Raw genomic sequence first — 17827 nt, forward strand, 5'->3', positions numbered from 1 at the left:
ACCGAACTGCACCGCGATATTCTGCTGCGCTCGAAGATTTTTGTCGAATATCCGCCGCAAACGCGGATCGAGGGCGAAATTCAGCAGCTTGCGCCCGAGCACGAGGTACAGGAGCTGTGGCGCGTGATCACCGGCCAAGCTACCGGACGCGACAGCGCGGGGCAGATCACGTTGTTTGATTCCGTCGGCTTCGCAACTGAGGATTTTTCTGCGCTGCGGTATGTACGCGACAAGGTGCTGCAAACGCCATTTTATGAGATGCTGGATATGCTGGCGGACCCTGATGATCCACGTGATCTGTTCGGTATGATTCTGCGTGCCGCCTGAGCCTGAACCCAACCATGTTTTTACAACCCGACGGAGCCAAAGCCCGCCATGCGTGACCTCACCGATTACCCAATCGCCATTATCGATGACGCGTTTGGCGCGACCACGCCTGTTGGGCGGGTGGTTAACGAACTTGTTGATTCATTCGAAACGCGCGGCCATCGTGTGCTCACCGGCATAAGCTGCGCGGATGCCGGTGCCGGACGGGTGCTTTATACCGGGCTCGGCGCCGTGCTGATCAGCATGGACGGGTTTGCCACGCGCGAAGCCTTGATGAGCACGCTGAGCGCATTGCTGGACCTCGCTTTAGCCCGCTCCCCTGATCTGCCCGTGTTTTTGTATGGCGAGCGGCGGCTGGCGGAGGATCTGCCCACACAACTGATGCGCAAGATCGACGGGTATCTTTATCTGCATGAGGACACGCCGGGCTTTATCGCGGGTTATGTCTCCAGCGCCATCCACCGTTATCTAGACGCGATGCTGCCGCCTTTTTTCAAGGCGCTCGCGCGTTATACAGATGCCGCGAAATATTCCTGGCATACACCCGGCCATGGCGGCGGGGTGGCTTTTATGCGCTCCCCGGTGGGACAGGCGTTCCACCGCTTTTTCGGCGAGGCCGCGCTGCGGGCGGATCTTTCCGTCTCAGTGCCGGAACTGGGCTCGCTTCTGGACCACGCTGGGCCGGTGCGCGAGGCCGAGCGTGAGGCGGCGCTGAGTTTTGGCGCGGATACCAGCTTCTTTGTCACCAACGGCACCTCCAGCAGCAACAAGATCGTCTGGTCCGGCCTGGTTGGGCCGGGAGATTATGTGCTGGTGGACCGTAACTGCCATAAATCGCTGGTACATGCGCTAATCATGACCGGCTCCAACCCGGTTTATCTGCGGCCCAGCCGGAATGCGTATGGTATTATCGGTCCCATTCCCCGCGCGCAGTTTGACGCCGCCGGTCTGGCGGCGCAGATGCCGCCCGGCGCGCGGTTGCGCGTGGCCACCATCACCAACTCCACCTATGACGGGCTGTGCATAAATACCGGAGTGGTGAAGGAAGCGCTCTCGCCCATCGCGGATGCCGTGCATTTTGACGAAGCTTGGCTGGCCCAGGCGCGGTTCCATGAATTCTACCATGGCTTCTACGCCATGAGCCCGGACCCCGCGCCGGTGGCGCCGCTGGTGTTTTCCACCCAGTCCACCCACAAAGTACTGGCGGCCTTCTCGCAGGCGTCAATGATCCACATTAAGGCCGGCACCGGTATGCAGCTTGACCCTGACCGGTTCAATGAAGCGTTTATGATGCATTCCAGCACCTCGCCCTGGTATGGCATCATCGCCTCCTGTGACGTGTCGGCACGGATGATGCGTGGGGTCGCCGGGCGCACACTGGTTGACGAAACCTTGCAGGAAGCCGCTGATTTCCGGGCCGGAATCGCTCGGCTTGGGACCGAATCAGAAAGCGATGGGCAATGGTGGTTCAGGTTGTGGGAGCCCGACGAGCCGGGGCTGGAACAAGCGGGTTGGACGCTGAAGCCGGGTGATGACTGGCACGGCTTCCCGGATGTGACCGAGGGGTTCACGCTGCTGGATCCGATGAAGGTGACCATTCTCTGCCCTGGCCTTGACGCTGACCAGCCGGGGATTCCGGCCCCGATCGTCTCCAAGTTTCTTTGGACGCGCGGGATCGTGGTGGAAAAAATCGGTCTCTACCATTTCCTGATTTTGTTCACGCTGGGTGTCACGCGCGGCAAATGGAGCAATCTGCTAACTGAGCTTCTCTCGTTCCGCGCCCATTATCAGGCAAATACAAAACTGGCTGATGTATTGCCAGATTTGGTAAAGGCATATCCGGCACGATATGAGAGGATGGGGCTGGCCGATCTTTGTGCAGCGCAACACGAAGCATATCAGCAAGGCGGCATCCTGGCACTGCAAAACGCGATGTTCGAAGAATTGCCCGAAATTTCCATGACACCGCAAATGGCGCACGCCGCTCTTATCGGGAACCGGATTGAGCAGGTGAGACTGGAGGATTTGCATGGCCGGGTGCTGGCCCGGATGGTAGTGCCTTATCCGCCAGGGATTCCGCTGATCTTTCCCGGAGAGCGTGTGAACCTGACATCCATCATTGATTATCTTCGCTTCGCGCAGTCCTGGGACCAGAAATTCCCCGGTTTCGAAACGGATATTCACGGCATCCGCAAGGCGGAGGATGGCACCTACCTGCTGGATTGCGTCGCCTGAAACCGCCGCCCGCCTTTTGCAAGAATACCAAACGCCAGATTTTGCAGAACCGATAAATCTGCTACGCAACGTGTCCGATCTTGTCCCGCCTGGGCTGGTCGAGGCTGGGTAAGGCGGTTTTTTCGTTCCGTTGCGTGGCCTTGCCGCTTAGGCAAAATTAATATGAGGAGTCGCAAAAATGGCGGAACGGCTACAATTTTCCGAGCGCGAGGCGCTGGATTTTCACGAGGTCGGCCGCCCAGGCAAGATTGAGATCATCGCCTCCAAGCCCATGGCGACTCAGCGTGATCTGGCGCTGGCTTATTCACCCGGCGTCGCGGTACCGGTAAAAGCCATCGCGGCGGCGCCGGATATGGCCTATGACTACACGGCCAAGGGTAATCTGGTGGCGGTAATTTCCAATGGCACCGCGATTTTGGGGTTGGGCAATCTGGGCGCGCTGGCCTCAAAGCCGGTGATGGAGGGCAAGGCGGTGCTGTTTAAGCGCTTCGCCGATATCGATTCCATCGATCTGGAGCTGGCGACCGAGGATGTGGACCGGATTATCAACGCGGTGGAGCTGATGGAGCCAAGCTTTGGCGGCATCAATCTGGAAGACATCAAAGCGCCGGAATGTTTCGTAATCGAGCAGACCCTGCGCGAGAAGATGAACATTCCCGTGTTCCATGACGACCAGCACGGCACCGCCATTATTTCCGCCGCCGCACTAATCAATGCCTGCCATCTGACGGGGCGGAATATCGAGGATATCCGCATTGTCGTGAACGGCGCCGGCGCGGCCTCCATCTCCTGCACGGAGCTGGCGAAGGCGCTGGGCGTGAAGCCCGGCAATATCACGCTCTGCGATTCCAAGGGCGTGATTTACAAGGGTCGCACGGTGGGCATGAACCAGTGGAAATCCGCCCATGCGGTGGAAACCATGGCCCGCACCCTGGCTGAGGCGATTGAGGGCGCGGACGTGTTTTACGGCCTCTCCGTGGCCGGGGCGCTGACTCAGGAGATGGTGAAGAAGATGGCGCCGAAGCCGATTATCTTCGCCATGGCCAACCCGGACCCCGAGATTTCCCCGGAAGATGCACTGGCCGCCGCGCCAGATGCGATTATCGCCACCGGACGCTCGGATTATCCCAACCAGGTGAATAACGTGTTGGGCTTCCCCTTCATCTTCCGCGGCGCGCTGGATGTGCGGGCCACCACGATCAACGAAGCAATGAAGATGGCCGCCGCCCGTGCCCTAGCGGAGCTGGCACGCCAGCAGGTGCATGAGGACGTAGCGGCCGCTTATGGCGTGAACCGCCAGTTTGGCCCGCAATATATCATCCCTGCCCCGTTCGACCCGCGCTTGATCGAAACCGTGCCGGTCGCGGTGGCTCAGGCGGCAATGGAAACGGGGGTAGCCCGCAAGCCTATCAAGGATTTCGCCGCTTACCGTGAAAGCCTGCGCGCGCGCCTCAACCCCACCGATGCGGTGCTGGCCTGCGCCTACGAAAAAGCCCGCGCCAACCCGAAACGCGTGGTGTTTGCCGAGGCCGAGGAAGATGTGGCTCTGCGCGCGGCCATAGCGTTCAAAGAGGGCGGGTACGGCACGCCGGTTCTGGTGGGCGTCGACGAAACCCACGAGATGTTGGCCAATCTGGGGGTCGAGGACCCTCAGAGCTTCGAGTTGCATAATAGCCGCCACTCCAAGCTGGTGCCGCAGATGGTGGATTTTCTCTACGCGCGGTTGCAACGCAAAGGCTATATGCGCCGCGACGTGGAACGAATGGTCAACCGCGACCGTAACATCTTCGGCGCGTTGCTCGTGGCACTGGGCGAGGCGGATGTGATGGTCACCGGCCTGACCCGGCCCTTCCGGCAATCGCTAATCGAAGTGATGCGTGCGATCGGGCCGAAGGACGGGCATGTGCCGTTCGGAATTCATCTGATGGTCGGGCGTAACCATTCGGTGTTCCTGGCGGATACCACGGTGAATGAACGCCCCACCGCCTCTGAGCTAGCCGATATCGCAACCCAGACCGCCGCCGTGGCCAAACGCATGGGACATGAGCCGCGCGTGGCGTTCCTGTCCTATGCCACGTTTGGCAACCCGCACGGCAAGTGGCTGGACCATATCCGCGAGGCGGTGGCGGAGCTGGACCGGCGTGGCGTGGAGTTCGAGTATGAGGGCGAGATGGCGCCGGATGTGGCTCTGAACCCGGCGATGCAAAAGAACTATCCGTTCAGCCGCCTCTCCGGACCGGCCAACGTGCTGGTGATGCCGGGACTGCAATCGGCCAACATCTCCGCCAAACTGCTGCGCCAGCTGGGCGGTGAACGGATGATCGGCCCCATGCTTATTAATATGGAACATCCGGTGCAGATCGCCTCGATGAGCTCCTCCTCCAACGAACTGATGACGCTGGCGGTTCTCGCGGCAGCGGGAATTGCGGTCTGACCGGCATAAGGGGCTGAATTTCCTCCATCCCCGCCGCGCGGCTTTGACCTCGCCACGGCGCGACGATAAGCTCAGGCGGCAGGGTGGAGGCCAGCCATACTCACTAAATTCGAATATCTGATTGCTCTAGCGCGGGAGAAGAACTTCACCCGCGCGGCGGATGCGTGTGGGGTCTCCCAACCCAGCTTTTCGGCCTCTATTCGCGCGCTGGAGGATAGTCTTGGGCTGCTGCTGGTGATCCGCAGTTCACGCTTTCAGGGCTTTACGCCCGAGGGCGAGATTGTATTGAGCTGGGCGCGGCGGGTCTGCGGGGATTTACGCTCCATGCACGCGGAACTGGCCAGCGCTACCGGCGGGCTGGCGGGGGTTCTACGAATGGCAGTCATCCCCACCGCGCTAACCGTGGTGGCCGGGCTGACCACCCCCTTCCGAGCGCGGCATCCAAATGTGCGCTTCAGCGTGCAGTCATGTAATTCTGTGAATATTCTCCGCCAATTGGAGAATGCCGAAATCGATGCGGGTGTGACATATCTGGACCATGAGCCAGTAGGCAAATTCCGTGCCTTGCCGCTTTACCAAGAGCGTTACCGGCTGGTGAGCACCAGAAGCTCACCGCTTGGCCAGCGCAGGGCCGTAAGCTGGGCAGAGGTGAGCCAAACCCCGCTTTGCCTGCTGACACCTGACATGCAAAACCGGCGGATTATCGACCGGCTCTTGAGCAATGCGGGCACGCACGCGCCCCCGGCGCTGGAATCCAACTCCATCGTGGCGCTGTTGGCGCATGTGCGGACGGGCGACTGGTCTTGTGTTTTGCCTGAAAAGCTGGTGGCGTTTTTTGGGCTGGGGCAAGATTTCAGGGCGATCCCGATTAACGAGCCGGATGAGGCCCACATGGTGGGGCTACTGGTGACGGAGCACACCCCGATGCCGCCCTTGGCGCAAGCGCTGTTTTCCCTGGTGGCGGAGGGCGGGCTAGTTCTATAGTTTTTTGCTATCGCAGCACTGGAAAACAGCCCTTGTTTTTCCTTCTACTTTTGCGCACTTAAAAATGAGAAAAATAGGGTGAAGCGATCCATGGCCGAGATTTGGAATCTGCAACGGGCACAAGAGATCATTGCGCGGCACAAGGCACAGGAAGGCCCTATGCTCCCTATCCTGCATGAGTTGCAGGATAGGTTCGGCAGCATTGGAGAGGAAGCAATTCGTCTTGTCGCGCAAAGCCTCAACATCACGAGGGCCGAGGTTTATGGCGTTGTCTCTTTCTATCATGACTTCCGCCAGGCACCTGCAGGGCGGCATGTGCTGAAAATCTGTCGGGCGGAGGCTTGCCAGTCCATGGGCGGGGAAGACTACGCTGCTGCCCTGCTGCACAGCCTGGGGCTGGAGTGGGGCCAGACCACTAAAGATGGCCGTCTGACCATTGAACCGGTCTATTGTCTTGGCCTTTGCGCCTGCGCCCCGAACGCGATGCTGGATGGCCAACCCCGCGCCCGACTGGATGCAACCACGCTGCAGGCGCTCGCCGGGGAGGCCGTGTGATGCGCATTTTTGTCCCCAGAGACGCCGCCGCCTTAGCCTTGGGGGCTGACAAGCTCACCGCCGCCATTGCTGCGGAAGCCGCCCGCCAGGGGGTTGAGGCCACCATCATCCGCAACGGCTCACGCGGGATGTTTTGGCTGGAACCGTTGGTGGAGATTGAGACCCCGGAAGGACGCGTGGGCTTTGGCCCGATGACGCTGGCAGATGTGCCGGGCCTGTTCGCTGACCTACCCGCCCACCCCAAGGCCTTGGGGCTGGTGGAGGCTATTCCGTTCCTCGCCAGGCAGCAGCGCCTCACCTTCGCGCGGTGCGGTGTGATCGACCCTCTGAGCCTGAACGACTACCGCGCCCATGGAGGGCTGGCCGGGCTGGAACGCGCGCGCGGGATGACTGCCGAGGCCATCTGTGCCGAGGTGACGAAATCCGGCCTACGTGGACGCGGCGGCGCGGGCTTCCCGACCGGCGTGAAATGGGAAACCGTCCGCAAAGCCGAAGCGGCGCAGAAATACATTGTCTGCAATGCCGATGAAGGGGATTCAGGCACTTTCGCGGACCGGTTGATTATGGAGGCGGATCCGTTCCTGCTGATTGAGGGCATTGCCATCGCTGGCCGCGCGGTTGGCGCCAGTCGCGGCTATGTTTATTGCCGCTCGGAATATCCCAACGCCATCAAGATCTTCAACGAAGCGCTGCGCATTGCTACAACAGCAGGCATGTTGGAGGGATTTGCGCTGGAGTTGCGGGTGGGCGCGGGTGCATATGTCTGTGGGGAAGAAACCTCCTTGCTTGAAAGCCTAGAAGGTAAGCGCGGCATGGTGCGCGCCAAGCCGCCGATTCCGGCGCTGCATGGGCTGTTCGGTCAGCCAACCGTGGTGAATAATCTCATTTCCTTGGCCACCATTCCTTATATCCTCGCGGAAGGGGCCGAGGCTTATGCCGCGTTTGGCATGGGGCGTTCGCGCGGGACCATGCCGGTGCAGTTGGCGGGAAATATCAAGCATGGGGGGCTATTCGAAGTTGCGTTCGGCATAACGCTAGGCGAACTGGTGAACGACATTGGCGGCGGCACCACGACTGGCAGGCCAGTTCGTGCCGTGCAGGCGGGCGGACCCCTCGGTGCTTATTTTGCACCCTCGCAATTCGACACGCCTTATGATTACGAAGCCTTTGCCGCATGCAAAGGGTTGATCGGGCATGGCGGGCTGGTGGTGTTTGACGACACCGCCAACATGGCCAAGATGGCGCGTTTCGCCATGGAATTCTGCGCGCATGAATCTTGTGGCAAATGCACCCCCTGCCGAATTGGCGCCGTGCGCGGTGCCGAGGTGCTGGACAGGATGGTGGCAGGCCACGCCAGACCGGGCGATCTGGATCTGGTCAAGGATCTCTGTGAGACGATGAAGTTTGGTTCGCTCTGCGCGCTTGGGGGCTTCACGCCCTACCCGGTGATGAGCGCGATCGAGCATTTTCCAGAAGATTTCGGCGGCGCGCCGCTCCCGCTAGCGGCGGAATAGGAGTCCATTATGGGTCTAATTCACGAAGTCGATTACGGCACCAAGTCAAGCAATTCCACCAAGCTGGTGACCCTCACCATTGACGGCCAAAGCATCACTGTGCCGGACGGCACCTCGGTGATGCGCGCAGCCATGGAGATGGGAACGCAAATCCCCAAACTCTGCGCAACCGATACGCTGGACAGTTTCGGCTCCTGCCGCCTGTGCCTAGTGGAAATTGAAGGCCGCGCGGGCACCCCAGCCTCCTGCACCACGCCGGTAGCCGAAGGCATGGTGGTGCACACACAAAACGCCAAACTGGCCAAGCTTCGGCGCGGGGTGATGGAGCTTTATATCTCTGATCATCCGCTGGACTGCCTGACCTGCGGTGCCAATGGCGATTGCGAATTGCAGGACATGGCGGGCGCGGTGGGGCTGCGCGATGTGCGCTATGGCAATGATGTAAAAACCCACCTTGACCTGCCCAAGGATAATTCCAACCCGTATTTTCAGTTCGATCCCTCCAAATGCATTGTCTGCTCGCGCTGCGTGCGGGCGTGTGAGGAAATTCAGGGCACCTTCGCGCTGACCATCGCGGGGACGGGGTTCAATTCAAAAGTCTCGCCCGGCATCAATGAGATGTTCCTGGGGTCGGAATGTGTGTCCTGCGGCGCCTGCGTGCAGGCATGCCCGACGGCGACGCTGATTGAAACCTCCGTGCTGGAACATGGCCAGCCCGAACACTCCGCCGTGACCACGTGCGCGTATTGTGGTGTGGGCTGCGCGTTTAAGGTGGAGATGCGCGGCGAGGAAGTGGTGCGCATGATGCCGTACAAGGACGGCAAGGCGAACCATGGCCATTCCTGCGTGAAGGGGCGATTCGCCTGGGGGTACACCACGCATAAGGACCGCATCACCAAGCCGATGCTGCGCGCGAAAATCACAGACCCGTGGAAAGAGGTGAGCTGGGACGAGGCAATCTCGCATGTCGCGTCCGAGTTTAAGCGCATCCAGGCAGAGCATGGCAAGGATGCGATTGGAGGCATTACGTCCTCGCGGTGCACAAATGAGGAAACCTTCCTGGTGCAGAAATTCGTCCGGGCAGGTTTTGGCAATAACAATGTCGATACCTGCGCGCGCGTCTGCCACTCCCCCACCGGCTATGGGCTGAGCACAACGCTTGGCACCTCCGCCGGGACGCAAGATTTCGACAGTGTGATGGATTCCGATGTGATCATGATCATCGGCGCCAACCCAACAGATGGGCATCCGGTGTTCGGCTCACGCATGAAACAGCGTTTGCGCCAGGGCGCGAAGCTGATCGTGATCGACCCGCGGCGGACGGACATTGTCCATACCCCGCATGTGGACGCCTCTTACCATCTGGCCTTGCGCCCCGGCACCAATGTGGCCGTAATCAATGCGCTGTCGCATGTCATCGTCTCCGAAGGGCTGGTGAACGAGGCATATGTGCGCGAGCGTTGCGACTGGGATGAGTTCTCCGATTGGGCCAGCTTTATTCTGGACCCGAAGAACAGCCCCGAAGCGGTAGAAGCGGTGTCCGGCGTGCCGGCCCAGACCATCCGCGATGCCGCGAGGCTTTACGCCACCGGTGGCAATGCGGCGATTTATTACGGGCTGGGCGTGACGGAACACAGCCAGGGCTCCACGGCGGTGATCGCCATTGCCAATCTCGCCATGGCTACCGGGAATGTCGGGCGCAGCGGCGTGGGCATCAACCCGCTACGCGGCCAGAACAATGTGCAGGGCAGCTGCGATATGGGCAGCTTCCCGCATGAATTTCCGGGCTACCGCCATGTGGCAGATGACAGCGTGCGGCACATCTTCGAGACAGAATGGAAGGTTCCACTTTCAGATAATCCGGGCCTGCGGATTCCCAACATGCTCGACGCCGCGGTGGATGGAAGCTTCAAGGGAATCTATATCCAGGGCGAGGATATCGTGCAGTCCGACCCAGACACCAAGCACATCACCGCGGGCCTCAGCGCCATGGAATGTGTGGTGGTGCAGGATCTGTTCCTGAACGAAACCTCGAATTTCGCGCATGTCTTCCTGCCCGGCTCCACCTTCCTGGAGAAGAACGGCACCTTCACCAATGCGGAACGGCGCATCCAGCTTGTCCGCAAGATGATGGCGCCGCGCAATGGCTATGAGGATTGGGAAGTCACACAGTTGCTCGGCCAGGCGATGGGAATGAACATGCACTATACCCACCCCAGCGAGATCATGGACGAGATTGCCCGTACCACGCCTTCCTTCGCGGGCGTCTCCTTCAAGCTGTTGGAAGAAAAAGGCTCGATCCAATGGCCCTGCAACGAGGCGGCGCCGGAAGGCACGCCGGTTATGCATGTTGGCCATTTCGTGCGCGGCAAGGGCAAGTTCGTGATCACGGACTATATCGCCACGGATGAGAAAACCGGCCCACGCTTCCCGCTACTGCTCACCACCGGGCGGATTCTCACGCAATATAACGTGGGCGCGCAAACCAGGCGGACCCCAAACGTCGCCTGGCATGAGGAAGACCTGCTAGAAATCCACCCCCACGACGCCGAAGAGCGCGGCATTAAGGATGGGGACTGGGTGAAACTTGCCAGCCGCTCCGGCGAAACTTCCCTGCACGCGAAGATCACCGACCGCGTGGCGCCGGGTGTTGTGTACACTACCTTCCATCACCCAGCGACGCAGGCCAATGTGATCACCACCGACTATTCGGACTGGGCGACCAACTGCCCCGAATATAAGGTTACGGCGGTGCAGGTGTCGCTCTCTAACGGGCCGACTGAATGGCAGGAGCGCTACCGCGCCCACAGCAGCCAGGCCCGGCGTATCGCTCCTCAGGAGGCCGCCGAATGAAGATCGAAAAACTCGTTCACATGGCCAACCAGATTGGTGATTTCTTCGGCCACGAGCAGGAAGATGAGGCGGTGACGAGCATCGCCGCCCATCTCAAGAAATTTTGGGAAAGACGGATGCTGGCGCAGATTTTCACTCATCTGGAGGCAGGCGGAGCAGGGCTGCATGATCGGGTGAGAAAGGCCGTAGCCCGCCTGCAGCAGACCGCACAAGCCACCACCACCGCTGCCTCACATACAGCTAAAGCTGCGCAGTCTGACCAACATCCAAGGTAAAAAAGCGCTCAGGTAGGATATCGGCGGCCTCGCGCGCAACGGCCAGTTCCGCCACGGGTGCGTCAATCGGCTCTCCCGTAAGCTGGAAGGTGCCGAAATGCATCCCCACGGCGCGCTGGGCACGCAGGTCCTTGAATGCTTGCACGGCCTCACGCGGATCCATATGCACGGTGGCCATCACCTCTCGCGGCTCATACGCGCCAATCGGCAGCAGGGCGAAATCCGGCGCGCCGAGGCGGTGATGAATCTCGCTGAAGAAGCGCGTATAGCCACTATCCCCCGCGAAATAGATCTTTCGGCCGTGATGGTTGAGCATGAACCCGGCCCAGAGCGTCTTGTTTCTATCCCACAGCGTGCGCGCGGCGAAATGCCGGGCGGGCGTGGCGGTAATGTGGGCGCCATGAACCGTGGTTGTACCCCACCAATCCAGCTCCGTGGCACCAGGAAGACGCTGGCGCATGAGAAATGCCCGATTGCCCAGACTTGTGACGATATGCACTGCCGGAAAACGCTGGCGGATCAACCGCAAGGACGGAATATCCATGTGGTCATAGTGATTGTGGGACAGCAAGATCAGATCGATCTTCGGCAGCGCCTCGATGCTCAGTCCCGGCGGGCGCACACGCTTTGGTCCAGCAAACCCAACCGGGGAACAACGTTCGGAAAAAACCGGGTCGGTAAGCAGGGTCAGCCCTTCCAGACATAGCAGAAAGGAGCTGTGGCCGATCCAGGTGACGCTAGGCGTGCCTGGTTCGGGTGGCGGGTAGGCGGTGTTTTCAATAAAAGCAGGCCAAGGCGCCCAGGCTACCTGGTCACGCCGCAAACGGGCTTGCAAGAGCTTAAGAAACCCGCTCCGGCGTGTTTTGTCCGGGTGCCGCGCGGGCTCGGGGTTGAAGAAACGGTCGCCGTCGAAATGGCTGGGGTCAGCTTTGTCCACCCACATGATATTGGGTGACAAGAAAAGGATTAAATAGCCTGAAATGTCTTTTTCCAGCGTGTTATGGTAAGAGAATGATCGCTTGGGGCTTGTCTCTCTTGTATCGGCGCCAACTCAACGGATATGTAATCCAGGAAAAAAGGATGATGGACTAGGCTGCGATGGCTGAGGTGAAAAAAACCCGGGTTTTAATTATTGGCGCTGGCCCGGCAGGTTACACGGCGGCAATTTACGCTGCCCGCGCCAATCTTGCGCCAGTTTTGGTAGCGGGTTTGCAACCGGGCGGGCAGCTCACTATTACCACGGAAGTTGAGAATTATCCTGGGTTCGCCGAGCCGATTCAAGGCCCCTGGCTGATGGAACAGATGTCCAAGCAGGCCGAGCATGTGGGCACGGAAATTCTATATGACCTGATCACGCGGGTGGATTTCTCCAAACGCCCTTTCAAAGCATGGACGGATGGCGGGATTGAGTTCCAAGCCGAATCCTTGGTGATCGCCACCGGGGCGCAGGCGCGCTGGCTGGGGCTGGAGTCCGAGCAGACCTATCAGGGCGCCGGGGTTTCCGCCTGCGCCACCTGTGACGGGTTTTTCTATCGCGGCAAGAAGGTCGCGGTGGTGGGCGGCGGCAATACGGCGGTGGAAGAAGCCCTCTACCTTACTCACCATGCCAGCCATGTTACGCTGATCCACCGACGCGACAGCCTGCGCGCTGAACAGATTTTGCAGAAACGCCTGTTCGAGAACCCGAAAATCTCCATCATCTGGGATCATGTGGTGGACGAGATCGTGGGGTCCGGCAAACCGGCGGTGGTCTCTGGCCTCAAGCTGAAACACACCACCAGCGGTGAAACGCAGTATCTGGCGGTGGATGGCGTGTTTATCGCCATCGGTCATTCCCCCACCACGTCCTTGTTCCAGGGGCAGGTGGAGTTGGATGGTGAGGGCTATATCCTCACCAAACCGGGTACGACGGAAACTTCCGTCCCCGGTGTGTTCGCGGCGGGTGATGTGCAGGACAAGATTTTCCGGCAGGCGGTTACAGCCGCTGGTACGGGCTGCATGGCGGCGCTGGAAGTCGAGAAATTCTTGGGTAATATTCCCCTGCACGTCAGCGAGGCCGCATAAAATGACCGGACAAAAGATGGATTGGGATAAGCTTCGCGTTTTCCACGCGGTTGCCGAAGCGGGCAGCTTTACCCATGCGGGGGATACGCTGAATCTCAGCCAATCCGCAGTTTCGCGCCAGATTTCAGCGCTGGAGGAGGCACTGGCAGTGCCACTGTTCCACCGCCATGCGCGCGGCCTGATTCTCACGGAGCAGGGCGAGGCGCTTAACCGCACGGTCCGCGAGGTTTTCGCCAAGCTGGCCATGACCGAGGCCCTACTGGCCGAGAGCAAGGAAAAACCTGCTGGGCGGCTGAAAGTCACCACCACCCACAGCTTCGGTGTAACTTGGCTGGCACCCAGGCTGAAGGGCTTTTTGAACCAACACCCTGACGTGACCGTCTCCCTGCTGCTGGATGACACGGATCTCGACCTCGCCATGCGCGAGGCGGACGTGGCGATCCGTATGCATCCGCCCCGGCAGCCGGATCTGGTGCAGCGCCATCTGGCGGAAATCCGCAGCCAGATCTGGGCCTCGCCGGACTATATCAAGGCCCATGGCGCACCGGAGACCGTGGAGGAGTTGGATAGCCATAAGCTCATCCTGTTCGGCGACCGCAAACCGCCCGTGCCGGATGTGAACTGGCTGGGGGAGCTGGGCCGCAAGGATGGCACCGCCCGCCGTGGCGCCCTGGAAGTGAACTCCTTGCAGGCGATGCTGGCTTGCATCCGGGCGGGAATTGGCATCGGCGCCGTGCCGGATTATCTGCTGGGCGATGGGGCGGGGCTGGTGCCTGTCCTGCCGGATGTGAAAAAGCCGCACGTGGATATGTATTTCGTTTACCCTGAGGAGCTGCGTAACTCTAAGCGCGTGGCTGTTTTCCGTGACTTTTTGGTGAGTTCTATTGCAGAACGCAACGGTGTGAAGACCTGAACCTTGGGCTTTCCTGGGTTTCAACCAAGCGACTGGAACACGTCGTTACAGAAAATCAAGCAGATTACGATTTTCACACTTAAAAAATCAGTGGCGTGGCTTATATACAACATATCCGGTGAGAGCCGGACGATGCCCTTCCCCGAGAGGGGATGGGCAGGGACTTCGGTCCCAACGTCTCCCAGACGTGAAGCCTCCCTGTTGACTTGACCCGCTGGCCATATGGCTAGCGGGTTTTTTTTATGGAAGAAGGCGCAATGACAAAGCCGCGATTTTGGGACGAAACAGCCGCTGGGGTAAGCCTAGCAGTGAAAGCGCAGCCGGGCGCGAAACGCGTGAGCATCGGCCCGGTTCTGGACGCCGCCCCCGCGCCGGGTTGGCCCCCTGCCCGGCTGAAAGTCGCGGTAGCCGCCCCACCGGAAGACGGCAAGGCCAACGCGGCCATTATCGCCGCGCTGGCCAAATGGCTGGGGGTGAAGCCAAGCACCATAACGCTGACCACCGGGCAGACTAGCCGGGAGAAGCGGTTTCTGGTTACGCCGCCGGTAAAGCTACCAACGCTTTAGAACAACACCAGATCATCGCGGTGAATCACCTCATCCCGCCCGCGGAAGCCCAGCAGCGCCTCGAAATCCTCTGAACGATGACCCGCGATGATTTGAGCATCGTTGCTGGAATAGGCAGTGAGGCCACGGGCGATGCGCTTGCCCTCCAGCGTCAACACATCCACCGGGTCCCCGCGCTCGAAATCCCCCACGACCGTGCGGATGCCCGCCGGAAGCAGCGAAGAGCCCTTGGCCAAGGCACGAACGGCACCGTCATCGACAGTGAGCGTTCCAGCAGGCGCCAAGTGCCCGGCAATCCAATTCTTGCGGGCAGAGCGACCCTCCGGCGTGGGCAGAAACCAAGTGCATTTAGTGCCAGCTGCCACGGCGGCGATGGGATTCTCACGGTTGCCAATGGCAATGGCCATAGCACAGCCCGCCTGCGTAGCAATTTGCGCTGCCACCAGCTTGGTGCGCATACCGCCTGAGGAATAGCCTGGCGGCGGCTCGCCCCCCATGGCCATTATCTCGGGCGTGAGCGTCTCCACAACCGGGATATGGGCGGCATCCGGATTTTTACGCGGATCAGCGGTATAGAGCCCGTCAATGTCCGAGAGGAGCACCAGCGCATCCGCCTGCACCATCTCCGCCACACGGGCGGCGAGACGGTCATTATCGCCATAACGTATCTCAGCCGTGGCGACCGAATCATTCTCGTTGATCACCGGGACGCAGCCTAGCGAGAGCAGCGTGGCCAGGGTCGCGCGGGCATTGAGGTAATGGCGGCGATTTTCCGTGTCGCTCAGGGTGATGAGCAGTTGCGCGGCGGTGAGATCTTGGTCCTTCAACGTCTGCGCCCAAGCCTGCGCCAAACGGATCTGCCCGACAGCGGCGGCGGCCTGTTTTTCATCCAACCGCAACTTGGCGCCACTCAGGCCCAGTTGGCGGCGCGCCAAGGCGATAGCGCCGGAGGAAACGACAATGACCTCCGTCCCGTGAGCGATCAACTCTGCTATGTCCTGCGCCACCCCGCGCAGCCAGACTTCGCGAGGGATGGCGGTTTCCGGATCAACAATGAGCGCGCTGCCGATCTTGATGACAACGCGCCGGGCTGCCTTCAGCACCGGAATCATGCGCCCGCGCGCTCCGCCTTTGCTTCATTTATGACGTCCTGCAAAGCGCGCAGAACCTCTTTCACACCCTGGCCGGAAACGGCGGAAATACTCATGACTTTAGCGCCGGAAGCTTTCGCGAGCGCGGCCTTGCGGGAGGACAGTTCCCGTGGGGTCATCACGTCCGCCTTGTTCAGCACGATGATTTCCGGCTTTTCAGAGAGCCCGCCACCATAGGCTTCAAGTTCGGCACGGATGGTGCGCCAAGCGTCCACCACATGCCCCGCCGCACCGTCGATCAGATGCATCAGCACCGCGCAGCGTTCCACGTGGCCAAGAAAGCGGTCCCCCAGGCCGGTACCTTCATGCGCGCCCTCAATCAGGCCGGGAATATCCGCGAGCACGAACTCCTCGGACATATTCAGCCGCACCACGCCAAGCTGCGGATGCAGGGTGGTAAAGGGGTAATCCGCGATTTTGGGTTTGGCCCCGGAGACCGCTTTCAGAAAGGTGGATTTGCCTGCGTTGGGCAGGCCCACGAGCCCTGCATCCGCGATGAGCTTCAGGCGCAGCCATACCCAGCGTTCCTCACCAGGCCAGCCTTTGTCAGACCGACGCGGAGCACGGTTGGTAGAGGTTTTGTAGCGGGCATTGCCAAACCCACCATCGCCACCTTTGAGCAACACGATACGCATACCGGGCTTGTCCATGTCCGCCAGCATGGTCTCACGCTCATCATCGAAAATCTGCGTTCCCACCGGCACCTTGATGACCAAAGACGGCGCGCCAGCGCCGGTACGGTCCGAGCCCGCGCCGTTACCGCCCTTTTTGGCCTTGAAATGCTGGGTATAGCGGAAATCGATGAGGGTATTCAGATTCTCCACCGACTCGAAGATGATATCCCCGCCCCGGCCGCCATCACCGCCATCCGGCCCGCCGAACTCGATATATTTCTCTCGCCGGAAAGCAGTGACACCGTCGCCGCCATCGCCGGATTTGAGGTAGATTTTCGCCTGGTCCAGGAACTTCATTGGGGAACTCGCAATAAAAAAGCCGGCTCGCGCCGGCTTTTGACAGTGGGCGCGTGCGCCAGCAAATTACTCGGCGGCCAGGGCCACCGGCTCCACGGACACATGCACACGGTCATCAGCCTTACGCTGGAAAACCACCTTGCCATCCACGAGAGCGAAAAGAGTATGATCACGGCCAACGCCCACGTTCGCGCCCGGCTTTACCTTGGTACCGCGCTGACGAACGAGAATGTTACCGGCGATTACTGCCTGACCGCCAGCCTTCTTGAGGCCGAGGCGCCGGCCTTCGGTATCGCGGCCGTTGCGGGACGAACCGCCTGCTTTTTTATGTGCCATTGGTTTGCTGCTCCTTTAGGCCGCGTTAATGCCGGAGATGCGCAACACGGTCACATGCTGGCGGTGGCCGTTCTTGCGGCGGCTGTTCTGCCGGCGGCGCTTCTTGAAAATCAGGACCTTATCCAGGCGGTCCTGGGCGATGACGGTGGCGGTAACGGAAGCCCCGGCAACCACGGGGGCGCCGAGCTTCAGGCTACCTTCGCCACCGACAGCGAGGACATCAGTGAAGGTTACCGTGCTGCCGGCTTCCGCCTCCAGCTTCTCAACCTTCAGCACCGCGTCTTGCGTGACGCGGTATTGTTTGCCGCCGGTGCGGATGACTGCGAACATGGTATAATCCAATCAGGTGTCGTCACATAACTATATCGCGGCCAGGAGACCCGGCCACGACGAGTGGCGCGTTATAGCCGGGCCAAGGCGCCTGTCAATGCCGATTCTGCGGGCGGCATGTTTTGGCGTTTTGCAAACCTGTTGCCGACGCCCGTCGCGTTGCCTATAAGCCCCGCACCGAGACCCATGGAGAGGTGCCAGAGTGGCCGATTGGGGCAGTCTCGAAAACTGTTGTGCGTGCAAGCGTACCGTGGGTTCGAATCCCACCCTCTCCGCCACTCGACCTCCAAAAAGCGTCAGAATACAGCTGATTTTCGTC

At 60.3% G+C, this 17827-nt stretch carries 15 protein-coding genes, 1 tRNA gene and 1 pseudogene; 12 read left to right on the forward strand and 5 right to left on the reverse strand.

What is annotated here, in order from left to right; translation table 11 throughout:
- The 8 genes and pseudogenes from BUB54_RS16525 to BUB54_RS16560 form a co-directional block, all read left to right on the forward strand.
- A pseudogene (locus BUB54_RS16525) lies at positions 1 to 327 on the forward strand (ornithine cyclodeaminase); the annotation flags it as partial.
- A gap of 48 nt (positions 328 to 375) precedes the next feature.
- Entirely contained in the window at positions 376 to 2562 is a 2187-nt protein-coding gene (locus BUB54_RS16530) for an Orn/Lys/Arg family decarboxylase (RefSeq protein WP_052948256.1), read from the forward strand.
- Between the two features lie 178 nt (positions 2563 to 2740).
- Entirely contained in the window at positions 2741 to 4996 is a 2256-nt protein-coding gene (locus BUB54_RS16535; protein ID WP_048877068.1) for an NADP-dependent malic enzyme, read from the forward strand.
- Between the two features lie 96 nt (positions 4997 to 5092).
- A complete protein-coding gene (locus tag BUB54_RS16540) occupies positions 5093 to 5980 on the forward strand; it encodes a LysR family transcriptional regulator (RefSeq protein ID WP_048877069.1) in 888 nt (295 codons plus the stop codon).
- A 90-nt stretch (positions 5981 to 6070) separates the two neighbouring features.
- Positions 6071 to 6535, forward strand: a complete 465-nt coding sequence (locus BUB54_RS16545) for a formate dehydrogenase subunit gamma (RefSeq protein ID WP_048877070.1) — start codon at positions 6071 to 6073, stop codon at positions 6533 to 6535.
- Positions 6535 to 8049, forward strand: coding sequence for an NADH-ubiquinone oxidoreductase-F iron-sulfur binding region domain-containing protein (locus BUB54_RS16550; RefSeq protein WP_048877071.1), 1515 nt, complete (start codon positions 6535 to 6537; stop codon positions 8047 to 8049). Before BUB54_RS16545 ends, BUB54_RS16550 begins: the two co-directional genes overlap by 1 nt.
- A 9-nt stretch (positions 8050 to 8058) precedes the next feature.
- A complete protein-coding gene (gene fdhF, locus BUB54_RS16555; protein ID WP_048877072.1) occupies positions 8059 to 10902 on the forward strand; it encodes a formate dehydrogenase subunit alpha in 2844 nt (947 codons plus the stop codon).
- Positions 10899 to 11177, forward strand: coding sequence for a formate dehydrogenase subunit delta (locus BUB54_RS16560; protein ID WP_048877073.1), 279 nt, complete (start codon positions 10899 to 10901; stop codon positions 11175 to 11177). Before fdhF ends, BUB54_RS16560 begins: the two co-directional genes overlap by 4 nt.
- On the opposite strand, the gene BUB54_RS16565 is transcribed toward BUB54_RS16560, so the two are convergent.
- Entirely contained in the window at positions 11143 to 12135 is a 993-nt protein-coding gene (locus BUB54_RS16565; protein ID WP_241869270.1) for an MBL fold metallo-hydrolase, read from the reverse strand. The two genes, BUB54_RS16560 and BUB54_RS16565, sit on opposite strands and share 35 nt — an antisense overlap.
- 140 nt (positions 12136 to 12275) lie before the next feature.
- Between BUB54_RS16565 and trxB the strand changes: the two genes are divergently transcribed.
- The 3 genes from trxB to BUB54_RS16580 all read left to right on the forward strand — a co-directional run bounded on the left by trxB (position 12276) and on the right by BUB54_RS16580 (position 14720).
- Entirely contained in the window at positions 12276 to 13241 is a 966-nt protein-coding gene (gene trxB / locus BUB54_RS16570) for a thioredoxin-disulfide reductase (protein ID WP_048877075.1), read from the forward strand.
- 16 nt (positions 13242 to 13257) lie between these two features.
- Positions 13258 to 14154, forward strand: a complete 897-nt coding sequence (locus BUB54_RS16575) for a LysR family transcriptional regulator (protein WP_048877086.1) — start codon at positions 13258 to 13260, stop codon at positions 14152 to 14154.
- A gap of 257 nt (positions 14155 to 14411) precedes the next feature.
- On the forward strand, positions 14412 to 14720 hold the full coding sequence (locus BUB54_RS16580) for a DUF167 domain-containing protein (RefSeq protein ID WP_048877076.1): 309 nt from the start codon (positions 14412 to 14414) through the stop codon (positions 14718 to 14720).
- Here the strand turns inward: BUB54_RS16580 and proB are convergent.
- The 4 genes from proB to rplU form a co-directional block, all read right to left on the reverse strand.
- Positions 14717 to 15832 carry a glutamate 5-kinase gene (gene proB, locus BUB54_RS16585; protein WP_048877077.1) on the reverse strand — a complete coding sequence of 372 codons (1116 nt, stop codon included), beginning with the start codon at positions 15830 to 15832 and terminating at the stop codon, positions 14717 to 14719. The two genes, BUB54_RS16580 and proB, sit on opposite strands and share 4 nt — an antisense overlap.
- On the reverse strand, positions 15829 to 16842 hold the full coding sequence (gene obgE / locus BUB54_RS16590) for a GTPase ObgE (protein WP_048877078.1): 1014 nt from the start codon (positions 16840 to 16842) through the stop codon (positions 15829 to 15831). Before obgE ends, proB begins: the two co-directional genes overlap by 4 nt.
- A gap of 66 nt (positions 16843 to 16908) precedes the next feature.
- Entirely contained in the window at positions 16909 to 17178 is a 270-nt protein-coding gene (gene rpmA, locus BUB54_RS16595; protein WP_048877079.1) for a 50S ribosomal protein L27, read from the reverse strand.
- 15 nt (positions 17179 to 17193) lie between these two features.
- Positions 17194 to 17508, reverse strand: coding sequence for a 50S ribosomal protein L21 (rplU, locus tag BUB54_RS16600; RefSeq protein WP_048877080.1), 315 nt, complete (start codon positions 17506 to 17508; stop codon positions 17194 to 17196).
- 188 nt (positions 17509 to 17696) lie between these two features.
- On the opposite strand from rplU, the gene BUB54_RS16605 reads away from it, so the two are divergent.
- Positions 17697 to 17786: transfer RNA gene (locus BUB54_RS16605), tRNA-Ser, on the forward strand.
- Positions 17787 to 17827: the final 41 nt, after the last annotated feature.

Source organism: Acidocella aminolytica 101 = DSM 11237, assembly GCF_900129125.1.
Lineage (GTDB): Bacteria > Pseudomonadota > Alphaproteobacteria > Acetobacterales > Acetobacteraceae > Acidocella > Acidocella aminolytica.